The following is a 17867-nucleotide window of genomic DNA, read 5'->3' on the forward strand; positions in this document are numbered from 1 at the left end:
TATAGCAGGAGCCCGTTTCTTGGCATTAGCGTGACGCTAGTGCCAAGAAATTGCAGTTTTCTTTGCATGTCGTGCAGTTTGTATATAGATTTTCGATTTTTCTATACATGACATGAGGTGTCGTCGTGCTTCCCTCCTTGCCGCTGCCCGAGATTGATCAGTGGGAAACGCGTGCCGTGCTCAAGCAGGCGGCACGGGCGCATCGCTACCTGGCCGAGCTCAAGGGTGTCGCGGCCACCATTCCCAATGAAGAGATCCTGATCAACACGCTGACGCTGCAGGAAGCGCGGCACAGCTCCGAGATCGAGAACATCATCACGACACAGGACGATCTCTACCGCGCCGTGGTGGCGGAGGAAGCCCAGATCGATCCGCAAACCAAGGAAGTGCAGGATTACGCCACGGCACTGCGAGCCGGTTTCCGGAGCGTTCGGCAAAGTCGGCTGCTACGCCTGGATGACATTCTCGTGATTCAGCAAACGCTCGAACGGAACCGGGCGGGGCTGCGCAAGCTACCGGGCACGGCGTTGAAAAACCAAGCAACCGGCGAGGTCGTCTACGAGCCACCTCAGGCTGCGCCGGAGATCGAGCGCTTGATGAGTAACCTGGTGGACTATATCAACGACGATCAGCGCTGCGACGCCGACCCGCTGGTGAAGATGGCGATCATTCATCACCAGTTCGAGAGTATCCACCCGTTCTACGACGGCAACGGGCGGACCGGCCGCATCATCAACATGCTCTACCTCGTTTCCAAAGAGCTACTCGATCTGCCGGTGCTCTATCTCAGCCGCTATCTGATTCACACCAAGGCGCGCTATTACCAGGAGCTCCAGGCGGTTCGTGACAGCGGCGACTGGGAACCCTGGCTGCTCTACATGCTGGAGGGCATCAGCCAGACCGCGCAGCAGACCATCGAGCTGATTGGCCAGATTCGCGATCTGATGCAGCACACCAAACACCGGATGCGTGAAGAGTGCCCCAAGATCTATCGCCAGGAGCTGCTCAACAACCTGTTCAACCACCCCTACACCAAGATCGAGTTCGTCATGGACGACCTGGGCGTGAGCCGCATTACTGCGACCAAGTATCTGGATGAACTGGTCTCCATCGGCTTGCTGGAAAAGATCAAAGTGGGCCGCAGCAACTTTTATATCAATGCCGCGCTCATGGCGCTCTTCCTCGAGCGCGGATAACCCGACGGGAATTCATCGTGTCCAACAACGACATCGTTCAAAAGCTCTGGAATCTCTGCGACGTTCTGCGTGACGACGGCATCAACTACTCGGATTACGTCACCGAGCTGGTGCTGCTGCTGTTCATCAAGATGGTGCATGAGGTTCATGAAAATACCGAAGCCGGCACGCTGGAGCGCCATCCGCTGCCGGTAGGCTGCCGCTGGACGGATCTCAACGGCAAGTCCGGCCTCAATCTGCTGGACGACTACAAGCGCATCCTGCTGAGCCTCTCCACGGGCCGCGACAGTGACGGCCACCTGGTGCATGCGGACCCGCTGATCAGCGCGATCTATACCGACGCCCAGACCCGCCTACGCGAGCCGCGCCATCTGGAGCAGATGATCAAGGCACTGGATCAGATCGACTGGTTCAGCGCTCAGCAGGATGGCTTGGGCGATCTCTACGAGGGCCTGCTGGAAAAGAACGCCAACGAGACCAAGTCCGGTGCCGGGCAGTACTTCACGCCGCGCCGGCTGATCGATTCCATGGTGCGCTGTGTGAAGCCTCAGCCCGGAGAGAGCGTGCAGGACCCGGCCGCCGGTACAGCGGGCTTTCTGATCGCTGCGGACCGCTACATCAAGGATCAGACCGATGAGTTGTTCCTGCTCGATGCCCGCGATCAGGCCTTTCAACGTTACGAGGCCTTCGTCGGTATCGAGCTGGTGCCCGGCACTCGTCGCCTGGCGCTGATGAACTGCCTGCTGCACGGCATGGAAGGCGATAACGAAGGTGTGGTGCATCTGGGTAACGCGCTCGGCGACGCCGGCAAATCCCTGGCCAAGGCGGATGTGATTCTCGCCAACCCGCCGTTCGGCACCGCCAAGGGCGGCGAGGCGAGCATTACCCGCGATGACCTGACCTACAAGACCAGCAACAAGCAGCTCGCCTTTCTCCAGCACATCTACCGCAATCTCAAGCCCGGCGGCCGCGCCGCCGTGGTGCTGCCGGACAACGTGCTGTTCGAGTCCGGCGTCGGCACCGAGGTGCGCCGCGACCTGATGGAAAAGTGCAACCTGCATACCCTCCTGCGCCTGCCCACCGGCATCTTCTACGCTCAGGGCGTGAAGACCAACGTGCTGTTCTTCACCAAAGGCAGTGCAGCGGACAAATATCAGTACACCGGCTGTACCGACGACGTCTGGGTCTATGACCTGCGCACCAATATGCCGAGCTTCGGCAAGCGCACGCCCTTCGGTGAGCAGCACCTCAAACCCTTCGAAGCTGTCTACGGCGATGACCCCAACGGCCAGAGCCCACGCCAGGAAGGGGAGTGGTCGTTCAATGCCGAAGAGATCGCCGTCGATGCCGAGGCCACCGAAGAGAACCAGGGCGTGAGTAACGACCGCCTCGCCAAATCCCGCTGGCGCTGTTTCTCCCGCGAGTGGATTCGCGACATCAAGGGGGACTCGCTGGATATCAGCTGGCTCAAGGACAAGGACAGCGTCGACGCCGCCGACCTCCCCGCCCCCGAAGTGCTGGCCGGCGAGGCGATGAGCGAACTGGTGCAGGCGCTGGGCGAACTGGATGGGCTGATGCGTGCGCTGGGCGCCGAGGACGAGGCTGATGGGCAGCGGGTGTTGGTGCAGGAAATGATGGGTGGGGAAGCAACCCAATGACAGACCAAACGCTTCCTCAGCAATGGCTTAGCACGCCGCTAGAAAATGTTATTTTGCAGATCACTGGCGGCGGGACGCCGAGTAAATCCAAGCCTGAATATTACCGTGGTGATATTCCGTGGATGAGTGTCAAGGACATGAACAAGCATGTCCTTGACGATACTATCGACCACATCTCGTCTGAAGCGGTTAAAAATAGCAGTACTAACATTATTCCCGCGGGGACTCCCATCATCGCGACAAGGATGAGTCTGGGAAAAATTGTTGTGGCGCACTTCGATTCGGCAATTAATCAAGACCTTAAAGCCCTCTTTCTATCATCCGGTATGCACCGCGATTATTTAGTTTATTGGTATCGCTCTATTGCTCATAAAATAGAGCAGCTTGGGACGGGAACGACCGTCAAAGGAATAAGGCTTGAAGTCTTGAAGGCACTTGAGTTTGCACTTCCCCCTCTCGCCGAACAAAAGGTTATCGCCGATAAGCTTGACACCTTGCTGGCGCAGGTGGACAGCACCAAAGCCCGCCTCGAACGGATTCCCGAGATTCTCAAGCGTTTTCGGCAATCCGTGCTCGCGGCAGCGGTGAGTGGGCGTTTGACGGAGGATTGGCGAATTTCCAATCAAGTCCATGATTCATGGCAAAAAATAGACTTTTCAGCACTAACTTGTCAGTTGCGAAGTGGTTCAGCAGAAAAGCCCAATGATGATATTGAAGGGGTTCCTATACTCCGGTCAAGCGCTGTTCGACCTAGGGAAATCGATTTCTCAGACATTAAGTACTTGTCTGATCCGAAATCTCTAAAAGATAATAATTATCTGAAAGAAAAAGATCTCTTGTTTACACGGTTGAGTGGTTCCGCTGAGTACGTGGGAAACTGTGCAATGGTTAGAGATATCGAACGAGAGTGTCAATATCCCGACCGTTTATTCTGTGCTCGATTGAAAGACCCTCAGCAAGGACCTTTCTTAGAATATTTTTTTGCGTCGCAGGATTTTAGAGAGCATATCGCTAGATCGTTGAAATCCTCAGCTGGGCATCAGCGCATAACTTTAGATGTGATAAAAAGAGCTGTCGTACCACTTCCATCAGTAGCTGAACAAACCGAGATCGTCCGTCGGGTCGACCAGCTCTTCGCCTACGCCGACACCGTCGAGCGCCAGGTCAATAGCGCCCTGGAGCGGGTCAACCAGCTCACCCAATCCATCCTGGCCAAGGCGTTTCGCGGCGAGCTGACCGCCCAGTGGCGGGCGGACAACCCCGAGCTGATCAGTGGCGAAAACAGCGCCGAGGCGCTGCTTGAGCGCATCAAAGAGGAGCGCGCCGCGCAGGCGCCGAAGAAACGCACAAGGAAAAAGGCCAAGGCATGACCCAAGCAGACGCGACCCGGCCCACGTCCCGGCAGTGGCTCCGCTACTGGCGCAACTCACTGGCGGATGCCGAGAGCGGCCGCGGAGCCTTGACCAAAAAGGCGTTGGGGCAGACCGACTACCTCAAAAGAACGGTCTACCGCGATGGCCGCCTGCCGTCGGATCACCCGTTGCTCCAGCAGCTTTTCGCCGAAGAAGGCGCCTCGACTCAAATAGTGCGAGTCGCGCTGCGCCCGGCGGTGTACAAGGTCTTGCAGGAGCATGGCGCGGAAAAACGCGCGCTCTACCCGGATGTCATCACCCCGCTGATCTGCGGTTTGTGGGTCGCGCGCGATGGCCGCTTGATTCCCGCCGAGCCGCCGGTGATTCCGCGTGACTTGCTGGCGCCGCAGGCCGATGACCGCTTCACGCTGAATGATGTCGCCGAGCAGGATCGTTTTTTGAGCAAAAGCGAGCCACGCGTCTGGTCGGAAAGCGAGGCTCTGGCACTGCTCGAGGATTCGGCACTCGAGGCGCACGGCGAATGCTGGCAGCCGTACTACGAGCTGTCGCAAAAGCTGTTCGACACCCTGTGCCCCAAAGATCTGTTGAAAGAGGTATTCGTGAGCGCCAACGAGGCGCGCATCAGTAAGGTCGACGATCAATTGGGCGCGGCGACTCACATCATCAAGCTCTACGACTGGCTTTCCACCACCGAGCAAACGTTGCCACTGCTGGAAAATTACGCCCTGTCGACCATGGAGTCGTACCAGCCCTGCATCGAGCCACTATCCGGCATGATGCATCGATTGGGCCATGCCAATACCCAGTACCCGCTGGCCATTGCCCAGCGTGACGCGCTGGCGCAGGTCATGGCGATGGAGGACGGCGAGGTGCTGGCGGTCAACGGCCCGCCGGGTACGGGCAAGACCACCTTCGTGCTCTCGGCGGTCGCGTCGCTTTGGGTGAAGGCCGCGCTCGATGACGCTGAACCGCCGCTGGTCGTCGCGGCCTCCACCAACAACCAGGCCGTAACCAACGTGCTCGAAGCCTTCGCCAAGGAGTTTGAAGAGACGTCGGACGCCTTCGGCGGGCGCTGGCTGCCCGACATCACCAGCTACGGCGGTTATTACTGCGCACGTAGTCGGGAAGGCGAGGCGTCGAAGCACTACCAGACGCCGTCGTTCTATCGCGAGGTCGAATCGCCGGAATACCACGAGCGCGCCGAGATGGCCTTTCTCCAGCGTGCCAGGCAGGCGTTAGACGATGACACGCTCACCCGTGTGGATACCGTTCGCGAGCGGCTTCGTCAGCGGCTGATCGCGCGGCAGTCGCAGCTTCGAGACCTGCACCAGCACTGGACGAAACGGGCAACGCTTAAGGCCCGACTCGCGGAGAAACTGGGTGACGCCCCTGAGGAAACATTGGCGAGCGAGCAGGCGACGGCAGCCGCGCTGCAGGCCGCGCACGATGCGATGGATGCCGATCTCAAACAGTGGCAGCGCTTTTGCGCCGATGAGCCGATGTGGCTTTCATTGCTTGCCGTACTGCCACCGGTGGCCAAAAAGCGCCGCATACGGCGTGAACTGTTCATCAGCGAGCACCTGAGCGCCGAGGGGCGCCGACTGATCGAGGAATCGCCATCGGCAGATGCCCCCGAGGTCGCGTTGAAGACCTGGTTGGGTCAGCAGCGTGAGGTGCTGGACAAGAAACAGGCCTTTATTGCCGAGTGCCAGCAGAGCGTGCACGAGATCGAGCAGCTCACCTCGAGACTCGATGCTACGTACCGGGCTTTGGGCTTCGAGACGCTGCCAGAAACATTCGACGCCTTCGACCAGGCACTGGATACCACGCTTCGCTTCCAGCTCTTTCAACTGGCGGTGCATTACTGGGAGGCGCGCTGGCTGGAGGCGTGCGCCGAACGTGTCGACGAGTTGGCCGAGCAGACGGCCAAGGGCAGGGAGAAGCCGGGGCTTTCCAAGGTGCGCCCGCGCTGGCGCCGGCGCATGATGCTGACGCCCTGCATTGTCTCGACATTGCACTCGCTGCCGTCTCACATGACGCACAGCGTTTTCGAAGGCGAAGGGCAGTTTCGTGACGAGTACCTGATCAACGAGATCGATCTATTGATCATCGACGAAGCCGGTCAGGTTGCACCGGACGTTGCCGGCGCCTCCATGGCGCTGACAAAGCGGGTGCTGGCGATCGGTGATGTGCATCAGATCAAACCGGTCGCGACGCAGTCGCAGACGGTCGATGTGGGTAATCTGGCGCATCAGGGCCTGCTCACCACCGTCGAGAAGTACGAGTCGCTGCGTGAAAGTGGACGCTCTGTGGTGGATGGCAGCGTGATGCGCATCGCCCAAGCGGCCAGCCGTTACCACTATCTCGAACAGGCCGAGCCGGGCATGTTCCTGCGCGAGCATCGGCGCTGCTTGAACGAGATTATCGCTTACTGCAACGACCTCTGTTATCGCGGGCTGTTGCAGCCGCTGCGTGACAGACCTGCCATCGATGCCGAACTGCCGCCCTTTGGCTATGTCCACGTCGATGGCCGGGCCGAGACCCCGCCGTCGGGAAGTCGCATCAACCGGCTGGAAGCTATCACGATAGCCGAATGGCTGGTCGATCAGCGCGAGCGCCTTGAGGCCGTGCACGGCAAGCCGCTGGAGCAGATCGTCGGCGTCGTCACGCCTTTCAAGGCCCAGGCCAACCTGATCGAGCGGGAGTGCCTGGCGCGGGATATCAAGGTCGGCGGAGGCAATGCGGAGATGACAGTGGGCACGGTGCACGCCCTTCAGGGGGCGGAGCGCCCGATCGTGCTGTTTTCCGCGGTCTATTCGCGCCATGACGATGGCAGCTTCATCGACAAGGATCCCTCGCTTCTGAACGTGGCGGTCTCACGGGCGAAGGACAGCTTTCTCGTCTTTGGCGATATGGATGTGATCGGCACGGCGGCTCGCGGTACGCCGCGGCACCTGCTGGGACGTTATCTCTTCAGCCATGAAAACAATGAGCTTGCGTTCACGGCAAGCGTTGCGCGTCCCGATCTGTTGGCGCTGTGTCAGACGCCGCGGCTGATCAACGATGCCGAAGCGCATGATCAATGCATCCAAGACGTGCTCGAGCGTGTGCGTGCCGAGATGGCGATGGTGTCCCCCTGGATTTCGCTGAGTCGCCTGGAAGAGGCCGGGTTACTGGCAGCACTAGAGAAAACGGCTGCGCGAGGTGTCGATATCACGATCTACACCGATCATCACTTCAACACTACCAGCGCCAATCAGCCGGATGCCCATAAAGCGTCGCTTTTCGAACGATGCTGTGAAGCGCTCGCCGAGCGCGGCATGACCGTGAAGGTCGTCAATCAGGTTCATAGCAAACTGATCATGGCCGACAGTGACTTTCTGTGTGTCGGCTCCTACAACTGGGCAAGCGCCGCGCGAGAGGGCAAGTACAAGAACATGGAGACGTCCATGCTGTATAGCGGTGATTTGAAAGCGGAAATCACCCTTCAACGTGACGCGCTCAATGCGCGTGTGCGGAAGCGATATCCCGAGTAGGCCGGATTGCGCCTAGGTTTCAGAACATGGTCGAACCCGTCGATCCTTTGGGTTCGTTGCTTTCGTCGTCATGGATCAGAAACGGCTGGGCTGGCCGATCGAATCAGCTCTGCACTCGCTTTATAGCTGGATAAATCCACTAGATTGTTCACGGAAAGCCACTGCCGGTGGACTGGAGGCCTCTTGAACAAGGCCAGGCAGGCGCTGCTGCGCTTTCCATGCTGGATAGGCCTGCCAAGGATCACCCGTAGGCGGGATGTGGGCACCCTCCCGGCCCCATGTTTATTCTGATGAAACGTGTCGGCCAAGTGATGTTCCGGTCGCTCGCAGCGACCCAACGTCTTGATTCGCCGATCAGCATCGACGTTGACGACGGTTTTCTCCGGTCGCGGCGAGGGTCGAGCGCCGTGATCGACGTCAGGGCGCGCCGCCTGGGTGCCGCCGGGTATTAACCGGCCGCCCAAAGACGCCCGCTCATAGCCCCAGTATCCGCCGGTAGCGCTCGGCATAGCGGGGCCAGGCTTCGGGGTTGAGCAGGCGTGGCGGCACCTGGCCATCAAGGGTCGCGATCAACTGCTCCGCCGCCCAGGTGGCGATGTTGCGCCGCGCTTCGTGCGTCACGCCGGCGGTGTGGTAGGTCGCCATGACGTTGGGCATTCGTAGCAGCGGATGATCCCGCGGCGGTGGCTCGACGTCCCAGACGTCGATGCCGGCGCCGGCCAGATGCCCGCTCTCGAGGGCTGCCGTCAGCGCCGCTTCCGAGTGGATGCCGCCGCGTGCCGTGGTGATGAACAGCGCGCCCGGCTTCATGGCCGCGAAGGCGTGCGCGTCGAAGAGATCGAGGGTGTCGGCCTGGCGCGGGCAGTGCAGCGAGACGATGTCCGATTCGGCCAGCAGTACCGGCAGCGTCACCGGCAGGGCGCCGCGCTGGTGAATCGTCTCGTCGTCGAGCAGTGGGTCGTGGGCGATGACGTGCAGGCCGAAGGCGCGCGCCAGCTCGGCGACGCGACGTCCGATATGGCCGATCCCCACCAGCCCCAGGGTCTTGCCGTGGAGTTCGCGGCCCATCAGGTCCTCGCGCGAGAACACGCCGCCGCGCCGCAGGCGATGGTCGCTCTCGGCGAGGCGTTTGTTAATGCCGAGCATCAACCCGAGGGTGTGTTCGGCGACCGATCGGGCGTTGGCGCCCGCCTGGTTCATGACCAGCACGCCGGCCCGGGTGCAGGCCTCGACGTCCACGGTGTCGTAACCGGAGCCGGAGGTCGAGACGCACAGCAGGTTGGGCGTGTGGGCCAGGAGCGTCGCGTCGGCGAACCAGCGGGCGGGAGTTTCATCCTTGGCCGAGGAGACCTGATAGGCATGGGCCTGGCGCAGGGTGTCGGCGTGATCCTCGGGGGCGCTGGCCACGGGCAGCGTGGTCAGGGCGATGTCCGGGCGGTCGGCATAGCGCTGCTGCATCGAGACGTCGTACCACACGTCGAGTCGGAACACCGACCGGTGGCCAGAGCGTTGCCCAGCCGATGACGAGAGTGGGGTGAGTTCGGGGTGCTGGGTCAAGGCTGGGTCCTCTGTGGTTGATCATGAAGTGGGTGATCGGTGTGGGGCTCGCGGGCGGACGTTGCGGCGGGCTGGGCCAGGCCGCGCTCGCCCAGCGCGGTCAGCGCGACCAGATGGTCCCGGCCTAGCTGATCCAGCCGGGTGATGCCCAGCAGCGCCATGTCGCGGCGGATTTCGGCCGTCAGGAGGTCGATGGCGTGGGCCACGCCCGCCTCGCCCCCCACGGCGGCGGCGTAGGCGAAGGGGCGGCCGATGAACACGAAGGCGGCGCCCAGCGCCAGGGCCTTGAGTACGTCGGTGCCGCGCCGAAAGCCGCTGTCGATCATGACCGGCAGGTCACCGGCGGCGGCGAGGATGTCCGGCAGCGCGCGCAGCGGCGAGAGGGCGCCGTCCAGTTGGCGGCCGCCGTGGTTGGAGACGATCAGCGCATCCACGCCGAGCGCCCTGGCGCGGGCGGCGTCCGCCGGATGCAGCACGCTCTTGAGCACCAGGCGACCCGGCCAGCGTTCGCGAATGAACGCCAGGTCGTCCCAGTTCAGGTGGCCGCGGTCGGAGATGTCGCGATTGACATGGGGCGAGAAGATCGGCGCGCCGCGCGAGGCGTAGTTGTTCTCGAAGTGGGGCATGCCGTGTCGCGTCAGCGTGCGCAGGAAGGTGCCGAACAGCCAGCCGGGATGCGAGAGGCCGTCCCAGGCGAGCCTGGGCGAGGGCTTCAGGGGCGAGGAGAAGCCTGCCCGGCGGTTGTTGTCGGGGTTGGTGGCGACCGGCGTATCCAGGGTGATCACCAAGGTGGTGAAGCCCGCGGCCTGGACACGTGCTATCAGCGCCTCGATGGCCTCCCGGCCGGCGGGGAGATAGGCCTGGAACCAGGTCGACTCGCCCTGGCCGCCGAGGGTTTCCATGCGGATCAGCGACGAGCCGCTCATGATCATGGGAATGCCCGCGGCGCGTGCCGCGTCGGCCAGCACCACATCGGCCCGATAGGCCCACAAGGCGCCGAGTCCCATTGGCGCGATACCGAAGGGTGAGGCCATCGGCAGGCCCAGTAGCGTTGTCTGCTGGGTAACCCGGGAGACGTCCACCAGGACACGTGGCACGAAGGCGTAGTCGTCGAAGGCGTCACGGTTGGCCTCGAGCGAATGCCCGTCTTCGGCGGCGTTGGCGATATAGGCGAAGATCGCGCGCGGCAGGTGGCGACGCGCGGCCGCCTCGAAGTCATGCAGGTTGTTTAGCCGCGCCAGCCGCCTCTTTACCCAAGCGTGACGGGCACGCGCTGGGATCGACATCGGCATCGCGTGCTCCTTCGATCCGCCCATCGCGGCCGGTCTCACCGCAAACCCAGGCGGTCGAGCGTGTCGCGCAGGTTGAGCAGATCGAGGGTGCTGGCGCCCTGCTCCAGCTCGCGACGGAACGCTTCCTCCTTCTCTTCCCGAGTCTGGGCGGCGATGATGACCTCATCGAGCTCCTCGGCCGCGACCACCACCACGCCGTCACGATCACCGACCACGAAGTCGCCGGGGTGAATCGAGACGCCACCGCAGACGATGGTGTCGTTGACCTTGCCCGACTGGTGCTTGTGGGTGCCCTTGATCGACAGACCGCGACAGAACACCGGAAACCGGGATTCGATGATGGTATCGGCGTCACGCACCATGCCGTCGATGATCAGGCCGCGGATGCCCGCCAGGCTGGCGGCAAGCGTCAGGATGTCGCCCCAGGGGCCGCCCTCGGTGAAGCCCTTGGCATCGACCACCAGCACGTCGCCCGGTCGCGCCTTGGAGATGGCGTAGTGGATCAGCAGGTTGTCGCCGGGTGAGCAGTCCACGGTCAGTGCCCTGCCGGCCAGTCTCAAGGTGGGGTCGAGCGGCTTGATGCCGCAATCCATGGCACCGCGTTGACCCTGGGCTTCATGAAGCGTCGCGCTGCCCAGGGTTTTCAGCGTCTCCAGCGTGGCTTGCGAGGTCATATCGTCTTCCCGTTGTCCTGATGAAAAGCGACTGGCGCGCCAGTCGTCGCGGCTCGATTGCCGATGGGGTGTGCTCATTCGGTTTAGAACAATAAAAAAACAATATTTCCTGTCTGTCTATCGAGAATCGCTTTTCTGAACACGAGACAAAAGTCTAATTTCAGTAATTATTCAATTAAAACAAAAATTTACTTTAGATTTTGAGGGGCGGTGGCGAATCGAAGAAATCGGCGCTTGAGCCGCGGTGATAGCTATGGTTCGATGATTTTGTATCTATGAAAGAACAATAACCCGGGTGCGAATGTTGAGTCCCTCGCGTTCATACCCACGGAGCCCGGTCGCCAAGCCATGCCGACTTCGTCGGTGATGGCGGTCAAACAGGAGAAGCCAATGAAGCCCGGCACGAAGACAAGAACACTCGCCATCGCCGCCCTCATGCTGACACCGCTGTCGGCCATGGCGGACTATCCCGAGCGTGCGGTACAGATGATCGTCGCCTATTCCGCGGGGGGCGGTACCGATATCGCCGCCCGCACTCTGGTGCCCTATGTCGAGAAAGCCCTGGGCGCCGACATCACCGTGATCAACCGACCCGGGGCCGGTGGCGAGGTCGGTTTCACGGCACTGGCCAACGCCAAGCCCGACGGTTACACCATCGGCTTCATCAACACGCCCAACGTGCTGACCATCCCGATCGAGCGCGAAACGCGCTATACGCTGGCCGACTTCCAGCCGGTGGCGAGCGTCGTCGACGATCCCGACGGCTTCAATGTGGCGCCGGACAGCCAGTTCGGCTCGCTCGAGGACCTGGTCGACTACGCCAAGCAGCATCCCGGTGATATCACCTACGGCACCACCGGGGTCGGTTCGGACGATCATCTGGCGGCGCTGGCGCTGGAACGTCAGGCGGGCATCGAGATGACCCACGTACCCTTCCCCGGCGCGGCCGATGTGCGTCAGGCGCTGATGGGCGGGCATATCGACCTGGGCATCTTCAACATCGGAGAGGCGGCGTCCGACGTGAAGGCCGGACGGGTCAGGATGCTCGCCCAGGCCGCCGCGCAACGCTCGAAGGAGCTGCCCGACGTGCCGACGACCGCCGAGGCGGGTTACCCGCTGACCATCGGTTCCAATCGCGGTATCGCCGTGCCCGCCGGCGTGCCAGAGCCGATCGTCGAGAAACTCTCCAGTGCCATCGCGACGGCCATGCAGGACGAGGACTTCCGCAAGGCGGCCATTCAGCAGTCGCTGCCGCTCGACTATCAGGATCCGGCCACCTATCAGCAGACGCTCGAGGATCTGCAGGTGCGCTTCCAGACATTGTGGAATGAGTCGCCCTGGAGTGATTGACGCCACCGGCGGGGGTAGTCGCCCCGCCCCCTGCCTCCCGGCCCGGGCTCGGCCCTGGGTCGGGAGTCGCCATCTTCGAAAGGAGTACCCACCATGCGTCAAGCCACGCTGGAGACGAGTGTCGCCCTGGTCGGGGTGGTGCTCAGCGGCTTCGGGCTCTGGCACGCGCTGAGTTTCACCCGGGACTCGGCCTATCTGCCCACGGCGGTCATGAGCCTGCTGACCTTGCTGCTGCTGGTGTGGGGGATTCGCTCGGCGTGGTCGCTGCGCCAGGCAGGCAGCGACACGCTGCGCTTTGCACCGGGTCATGTCCGGCGGTTTCTCACCCTGCTGGCGACCTCCGTCGCCATGATCGCCATCGCCCCCCGGTTGGGGTTCGCCACGACTTTCTTGTTGTTCGTGCCGTTGAGCGGGTGGCTGCTCGGCTATCGCCAGGGCAAGTGGCTGGTGACGACCGCGATCCTCTTTGCACTGCTCATCTACTTGATCTTTCAGATCGTGCTCGACAGACCGCTGCCGCCGGAGATGGCGCTGCGTCTGGTGACCGGGAGCTAAGCCATGTGGGACTCGATTCTTGCCGCCTTGCCACTGCTGTTCTCGCCGGCCGTACTGCTGGCGATGGCCGGCGGTACCACCATCGGCGTGCTGATCGGTGCGCTACCCGGGCTTTCCGCCACCATGGGGATCGCCGTGCTGATTCCACTGACCTTCACCATGGAACCGCTGGTGGCGTTGGGAATGATGGCCGGGATCTACAACGGGGCGATGTACGGCGGGGCGATCCCCGCCATTCTGCTGCGCATTCCCGGCACGCCCGCGGGTATCGCCACGGTGTTCGATGGCCATCCCATGGCGCAGAAGGGGCAGGGACTCGAGGCGATGAAGGTCGCCCTGGCGTCGTCGGCGATCGGCGGTTCGGTCAGCGCGCTGGCCCTGCTCTTTCTCAGCCCGCCGCTGGCGGCCATGGCGCTCAAGTTCGGGCCCGTCGAAATCTTCTGGCTGGCGATCTTCGGGCTGGCGGCGATCGCCGTGCTGCTGAGCGACGCTCCCATCAAGGGGCTGATCAGTGCCTGTGTCGGCCTGGTGATCGGCATGGTGGGTATCGATTCGATGACCGGCAACGAGCGCTTCACCTTCGATGTCATGGAACTGATGGGCGGCATCGACATCCTGGTACTGCTGACCGGGCTCTATGCCATTCCCCCGGCGCTGACCCTGGCGCAGGAGGCGCTGCTGCTGAGCCGCAGCGGCCTCGGCCGTGCCGGCAGAGCGCACAGCGGCATCGGTTGGCGACGCCTGCTGCCGACCTGGGGCCGTGCCTCGATCATCGGCGTGATCGTCGGGATCATTCCCGGTACCGGCGGCAATATCGCCGCCATGCTGTCGTGGAACGAGACCCGGCGCGTGGCCAAGGACAAGTCGCGTTTCGGCAAGGGGGCGCCGGAAGGCGTGGCGGCGGCGGAGTGTGCCAACAACGCCGACAACGCCGCGTCGCTGATTCCCGCCCTGACCCTGGGGATTCCCGGCAGCAGCGTGTCGGCGATCATCCTGGGTGGGCTGCTGGTGCATGGCATGTTGCCGGGGCCGGAGCTGTTCACCCGCTCGGCGCCGGTGACCTACGGTTTCATCCTGGCCATGCTGGTGACGTCGATCATGCTGTTCGTGATCGGCCGACTCGGCGCGCGGCTGTTCATCAACGTGATGTACATGCCGCCGCTGCTGCTGGCGCCGATCATCATCGCCCTGACCACCATCGGCGTCTATGCCATCAACAACAGCCTGTTCGACGTCTGGCTGATGCTGGCGTTCGGCGTCATGGGGTGGGGCATGGAGCGTCTCGGGATTCCGCTGGCGCCGGCGGTGCTGGCGGTCATTCTCGGGCCGGTGGCGGAATCCAGCCTGCGCCGGGCGATGCTGATCGGGCATCATCAGGTGGGGTATCTGTTCTCCAGCACCATCGCCATCGTCATGGTCGCGATCATCGTGCTGACGATACTCGTGCCGCTGGTTCGGCGCGTTCTGACCCACTACCGCGGGCGGCCGTCGAAGCTGGCCCTGGCGGCCGACCCGGAGCGGGCGCGTCGCCACATGGAGCCCTGAGTGCGGCCGGTCCAAGACACGGCCAGGGGCGCGCCGTCGGGTAGCCGGCGGCGCGTTACGCCTCCTCCGCGGCGTTCCAGGGCTCCCCTTTCTCCCGCGCCGACTGCCGGGCCATGAAGGCGCAGTAGGCCATGCGCAGGTGCACGCGCATCAGGTCCTCGGCGTAGCGTGCCTCGCGACGCTCGATCGCATCGATGATGTCGCGGTGCTGCTGCATCGAGCGCTGCATCTCGGTCTCGGAGTAGAGATAGTAGGAGCCCACCGTAATCGGCGAATCGACCAGCATCCTGACCATCCGGCTGAGCTGAACCGAGCCCGCCGCGGTCAGGATGACCTGGTGGAACAGTTGGTTCTCCGCCTGAATGCTGAACAGGTACTTGTCCGGCTGTTCCCGGTATAGCCCTTCGATGACGCTGGCGTGATGGCGCAACTGAGCGATCTGCTCCGGCGTCGCGCGGGTGGCGGCCAGCTTGGCGGCGCGTGACTCCAGCAGGATGCGCAGCTCGTAGATGTCGACGATGTCATCCTGCTGCCAGGGCGAGACGAACGAGCCGCGGCCCTTCTCGTGATAGATCAGACCGTCGTCGGCGAGCCGCTGGATGGCCGCCCGCACCGGCGTGCGGCTCACCGAGAGCATGTCGGCGAGGTGGGCTTCCTTGATCTGCATGTCCGAAGACAGCTCTCCGGACATGATTTGTCGTCTGAGGGTCGTGTAGACCCGGTCTGTGAGCTTGGTCATGGTGAGTGCGATCGCGCAAGACCGTCATGACGGTCGTCCGTAACCTCCGAGCTGATGTCGATCATCGTATCAGCATCGCACCGGGGGCCGGCGGTGTCATGCCGCAGAAACCGCCGGCCGGCGCGGGATCGAGGGCGCCTTCACGCCAGACCCCGAGTCTTGAAAGAGATGCGGTGGATTTTTACATTATAAAACAGTGGCATAATGTTTCCATGGCGAGCCTTTTCCGGGATTCCTACCCAATTTGCTAACCAGTTGGCCGAGGCGGCTTCGCGGTTGAGCGTCATCCAGAACGTTCAGTACGCGTTATCGGCTCCTGGGCCCATCCGAGGCGCGGTCCGACGACCAGCATGCTGCGGCCCTGTCAGGACATGACATTGGCGCTTCGACCCGCCGTCGTGCCGGAAACGGTGTTTCAAGGCATCAAGACACCGTTGTCGGATCGACTGATAAATCGGCGAGTCTGTAGCGCGGGCTGGCGCTCGTCTGACCAGGTTCCAGCTACTGTTAGCTTCGGATAAAACAATCTCCGCTTGTCTATAAAAAGCAAATCTTTGTTGTGAGATCGTCCCGGCGATGCGAATCATGGGAGCTGACTGCCTGACCTCATAAATACAACAGGTCCTGGAGCGACAGTAATGAGGCTATCCTCACGGTTCAGCGCTCGACATGAAGCGGGTGCCACTCTGCCAAGCCCTGAGACGCCCATCGAATGGTCGTCTGGTGAGCATCCCTGCGCTCGTCTTGCTGCCACCGGCGCCCGGACAAACAGAGGTTGCCGGATGAGGATCTGTCGTGCCCCAGCCCCCGACACTCCAAGGAGTTAACAATGTCTCTCCTCCGCAAGACGCTGCTCGGCCTCTCGACCGGCATGCTGGCCATGTCTGCCACGGTGCAGGCCTCGACGCACTGGATCATGGCGACCGGTTACCCCGACGACAGTTTCTTCACCCAGAACATCCAGCAGTTCGTCGACGAGATCGAACAGAAAAGCCAGGGTGAGCTGACCATCGACCTGCGTACCAATGGCACGCTGATCAAGCACGACAACATCAAGCGTGCCGTGCAGGCTGGCCAGGTGCAGGCTGGCGAGGTGCGTATCAGCGTTTACGGCAACGAGGACCCGATGTATATCCTCGACAATACGCCGGGCGTGGCGGGGACCTACGAGCAGGCCCGTCAATTGATGGAAGTCCAGGCACCTTACTTGAAGAAGCTGTTCGAACGTCAGAACATCGAGCCGCTCGCCTATGTCGCTTGGCCGGGCCAGGGGTTTTTCACCCAGACGCCGCTGAACTCCGTTGATGACATGCAGGGAAGGAAGATTCGCGTCTACTCCCAGCCGACGCAGGAACTGGCGGAGAAGCTGGGCTTCAAGGCGACCATTCTGCCGTTCTCGGAAATCGCCCAGGCCTACTCCACGGGGATGATCGATTCGCTGTTCACCAGTCTGCAGACCGGTATCGATGTCCAGATATGGGACTATGCAAGGTATTACACCTATACCGGGACCACCCACACCAAGAACGCGATCATCGTCAACCGTCGGGCCTTGAAGTCGCTGGACGATGACCTCCGGAAGATCGTCATCGAGGCGGGAAAGCACGCGACGACGCGTGGCTGGGAGATGAGCAAGGAAGCCTCCCGGAACAATGAGGAGATCGTCTCTTCGCATGGTGTCGAGGTCAGCCAAGCCAGCGATGATATCCAGGCAGCGATCGCCAAGATCGGCGACGAGATGATCGCGGAATGGCGTCGATCCGCCTCGCCGGAAGAGAACGCCGTGCTCGATGAATACCTGAAAGTGCGGGATGCCGGGGACGCGCACGGTAAGGCGGATTGAGCGCACTACCATGAGCGCTGGCACTCCTCACGGGAGCGTGCGATGCGTGCACTATTGAATGGCCTCTACCTGGCGAGCGGGGTGTTCGCCGCCCTCTTTCTGGCGCTGATCGGCGTGTCGATTCTGGTTCAGATAGGGGGGCGTGCCCTGGGCTTCGTTGTCGATGCCACCGAGTTCTCGGGCTTCTGTCTGGCGGCCTCTACCTTCCTGGGACTCGCCAACGCACTGCGTCATGGCACCCACGTTCGCGTCGGGCTTCTCGTTCAGGCGTTGGGTGAGCGAGCTCGCCGGATCGTCGAACTCGTGGTCTGTCTGATCGCCGCTGGCGTGGTCGGTTGGCTGTGCTGGTGCGCCGCACTATACACGCGCCAGACCTACGATTTCTGTGACATCAGCCCGGGGCTCATTGCCGCGCCGCTGTGGATCCCCCAAACCGGGATGACGCTGGGATTGGCGATCATGGCGGTTGCCCTGCTCGACGATGCCTGGCAGCACCTTCGCGGCGCCACGGCCAGCTATATCGCCAATGATCAGGGCGCGCTCGAGTAA

13 protein-coding genes are annotated in these 17867 nt (G+C 62.3%); 9 read left to right on the forward strand and 4 right to left on the reverse strand.

Features of this window, described 5'->3' with window-relative positions; all coding sequences use genetic code 11:
- Positions 1–125 precede the first annotated feature (125 nt).
- Genes KGR00_RS12850 through KGR00_RS12865 form a run of 4 tightly spaced genes read left to right on the forward strand, consistent with a single transcriptional unit; the run spans position 126 to position 7763 of the window.
- The gene (locus KGR00_RS12850; RefSeq protein WP_224418371.1) at positions 126–1196 is read left to right on the forward strand and encodes a Fic family protein; all 1071 of its coding nucleotides are present in this window, start codon (positions 126–128) and stop codon (positions 1194–1196) included.
- A 17-nt stretch (positions 1197–1213) separates the two neighbouring features.
- Positions 1214–2854 carry an N-6 DNA methylase gene (locus KGR00_RS12855; RefSeq protein WP_224418370.1) on the forward strand — a complete coding sequence of 547 codons (1641 nt, stop codon included), beginning with the start codon at positions 1214–1216 and terminating at the stop codon, positions 2852–2854.
- Positions 2851–4224 carry a restriction endonuclease subunit S gene (locus tag KGR00_RS12860; RefSeq protein WP_224418369.1) on the forward strand — a complete coding sequence of 458 codons (1374 nt, stop codon included), beginning with the start codon at positions 2851–2853 and terminating at the stop codon, positions 4222–4224. The genes KGR00_RS12855 and KGR00_RS12860 overlap by 4 nt, the downstream gene beginning before the upstream one ends.
- Positions 4221–7763 (forward strand): AAA domain-containing protein, encoded by a 3543-nt coding sequence (locus KGR00_RS12865; RefSeq protein WP_224418368.1) that lies wholly within the window; start codon positions 4221–4223, stop codon positions 7761–7763. The genes KGR00_RS12860 and KGR00_RS12865 overlap by 4 nt, the downstream gene beginning before the upstream one ends.
- Before the next feature lie 474 nt (positions 7764–8237).
- Here the strand turns inward: KGR00_RS12865 and KGR00_RS12870 are convergent, their stop codons facing one another.
- From KGR00_RS12870 to KGR00_RS12880, 3 genes are read right to left on the reverse strand one after another with little or no spacing between them, the layout of a single operon-like run.
- A complete protein-coding gene (locus KGR00_RS12870) occupies positions 8238–9320 on the reverse strand; it encodes a hydroxyacid dehydrogenase (RefSeq protein ID WP_224424441.1) in 1083 nt (360 codons plus the stop codon).
- Positions 9317–10612, reverse strand: a complete 1296-nt coding sequence (locus KGR00_RS12875) for an alpha-hydroxy acid oxidase (RefSeq protein WP_224418366.1) — start codon at positions 10610–10612, stop codon at positions 9317–9319. Before KGR00_RS12875 ends, KGR00_RS12870 begins: the two co-directional genes overlap by 4 nt.
- A gap of 35 nt (positions 10613–10647) precedes the next feature.
- Positions 10648–11286, reverse strand: coding sequence for a 4-carboxy-4-hydroxy-2-oxoadipate aldolase/oxaloacetate decarboxylase (locus KGR00_RS12880; protein ID WP_224418365.1), 639 nt, complete (start codon positions 11284–11286; stop codon positions 10648–10650).
- 390 nt (positions 11287–11676) lie between these two features.
- Here KGR00_RS12880 and KGR00_RS12885 point away from each other — a divergent pair, with 390 nt between their 5' ends.
- The 3 genes from KGR00_RS12885 to KGR00_RS12895 all read left to right on the forward strand — a co-directional run bounded on the left by KGR00_RS12885 (position 11677) and on the right by KGR00_RS12895 (position 14736).
- Positions 11677–12636 carry a tripartite tricarboxylate transporter substrate binding protein gene (locus tag KGR00_RS12885; RefSeq protein WP_224418364.1) on the forward strand — a complete coding sequence of 320 codons (960 nt, stop codon included), beginning with the start codon at positions 11677–11679 and terminating at the stop codon, positions 12634–12636.
- A 93-nt stretch (positions 12637–12729) separates the two neighbouring features.
- The gene (locus tag KGR00_RS12890) at positions 12730–13191 is read left to right on the forward strand and encodes a tripartite tricarboxylate transporter TctB family protein (RefSeq protein WP_224418363.1); all 462 of its coding nucleotides are present in this window, start codon (positions 12730–12732) and stop codon (positions 13189–13191) included.
- Positions 13192–13194: 3 nt separating this feature from the next.
- A complete protein-coding gene (locus KGR00_RS12895; protein ID WP_224418362.1) occupies positions 13195–14736 on the forward strand; it encodes a tripartite tricarboxylate transporter permease in 1542 nt (513 codons plus the stop codon).
- Between the two features lie 55 nt (positions 14737–14791).
- On the opposite strand, the gene KGR00_RS12900 is transcribed toward KGR00_RS12895, so the two are convergent.
- Positions 14792–15475 carry a GntR family transcriptional regulator gene (locus KGR00_RS12900; RefSeq protein ID WP_224418361.1) on the reverse strand — a complete coding sequence of 228 codons (684 nt, stop codon included), beginning with the start codon at positions 15473–15475 and terminating at the stop codon, positions 14792–14794.
- Positions 15476–16250: 775 nt separating this feature from the next.
- On the opposite strand from KGR00_RS12900, the gene KGR00_RS12905 reads away from it, so the two are divergent.
- Both KGR00_RS12905 and KGR00_RS12910 read left to right on the forward strand, forming a co-directional pair.
- Positions 16251–17318, forward strand: coding sequence for a TRAP transporter substrate-binding protein (locus KGR00_RS12905; RefSeq protein WP_224424442.1), 1068 nt, complete (start codon positions 16251–16253; stop codon positions 17316–17318).
- A 42-nt stretch (positions 17319–17360) separates the two neighbouring features.
- The gene (locus tag KGR00_RS12910; RefSeq protein ID WP_224418359.1) at positions 17361–17867 is read left to right on the forward strand and encodes a TRAP transporter small permease; all 507 of its coding nucleotides are present in this window, start codon (positions 17361–17363) and stop codon (positions 17865–17867) included.

It is taken from the genome of Modicisalibacter sp. MOD 31.J, from assembly GCF_020147985.1.
GTDB lineage: Bacteria > Pseudomonadota > Gammaproteobacteria > Pseudomonadales > Halomonadaceae > Modicisalibacter > Modicisalibacter coralii.

Bases quoted from the DNA above. Each gene is read 5' to 3' on its own strand.
- KGR00_RS12875 (WP_224418366.1), bottom strand. From the start codon at position 10,612: ATGCCGATGTCGATCCCAGCGCGTGCCCGTCACGCTTGGGTAAAGAGG.
- KGR00_RS12890 (WP_224418363.1), top strand. From the start codon at position 12,730: ATGCGTCAAGCCACGCTGGAGACGAGTGTCGCCCTGGTCGGGGTGGTG.
- KGR00_RS12910 (WP_224418359.1), top strand. From the start codon at position 17,361: ATGCGTGCACTATTGAATGGCCTCTACCTGGCGAGCGGGGTGTTCGCC.
- KGR00_RS12860 (WP_224418369.1), top strand. From the start codon at position 2,851: ATGACAGACCAAACGCTTCCTCAGCAATGGCTTAGCACGCCGCTAGAA.
- KGR00_RS12885 (WP_224418364.1), top strand. From the start codon at position 11,677: ATGAAGCCCGGCACGAAGACAAGAACACTCGCCATCGCCGCCCTCATG.
- KGR00_RS12880 (WP_224418365.1), bottom strand. From the start codon at position 11,286: ATGACCTCGCAAGCCACGCTGGAGACGCTGAAAACCCTGGGCAGCGCG.
- KGR00_RS12895 (WP_224418362.1), top strand. From the start codon at position 13,195: ATGTGGGACTCGATTCTTGCCGCCTTGCCACTGCTGTTCTCGCCGGCC.
- KGR00_RS12865 (WP_224418368.1), top strand. From the start codon at position 4,221: ATGACCCAAGCAGACGCGACCCGGCCCACGTCCCGGCAGTGGCTCCGC.
- KGR00_RS12900 (WP_224418361.1), bottom strand. From the start codon at position 15,475: ATGACCAAGCTCACAGACCGGGTCTACACGACCCTCAGACGACAAATC.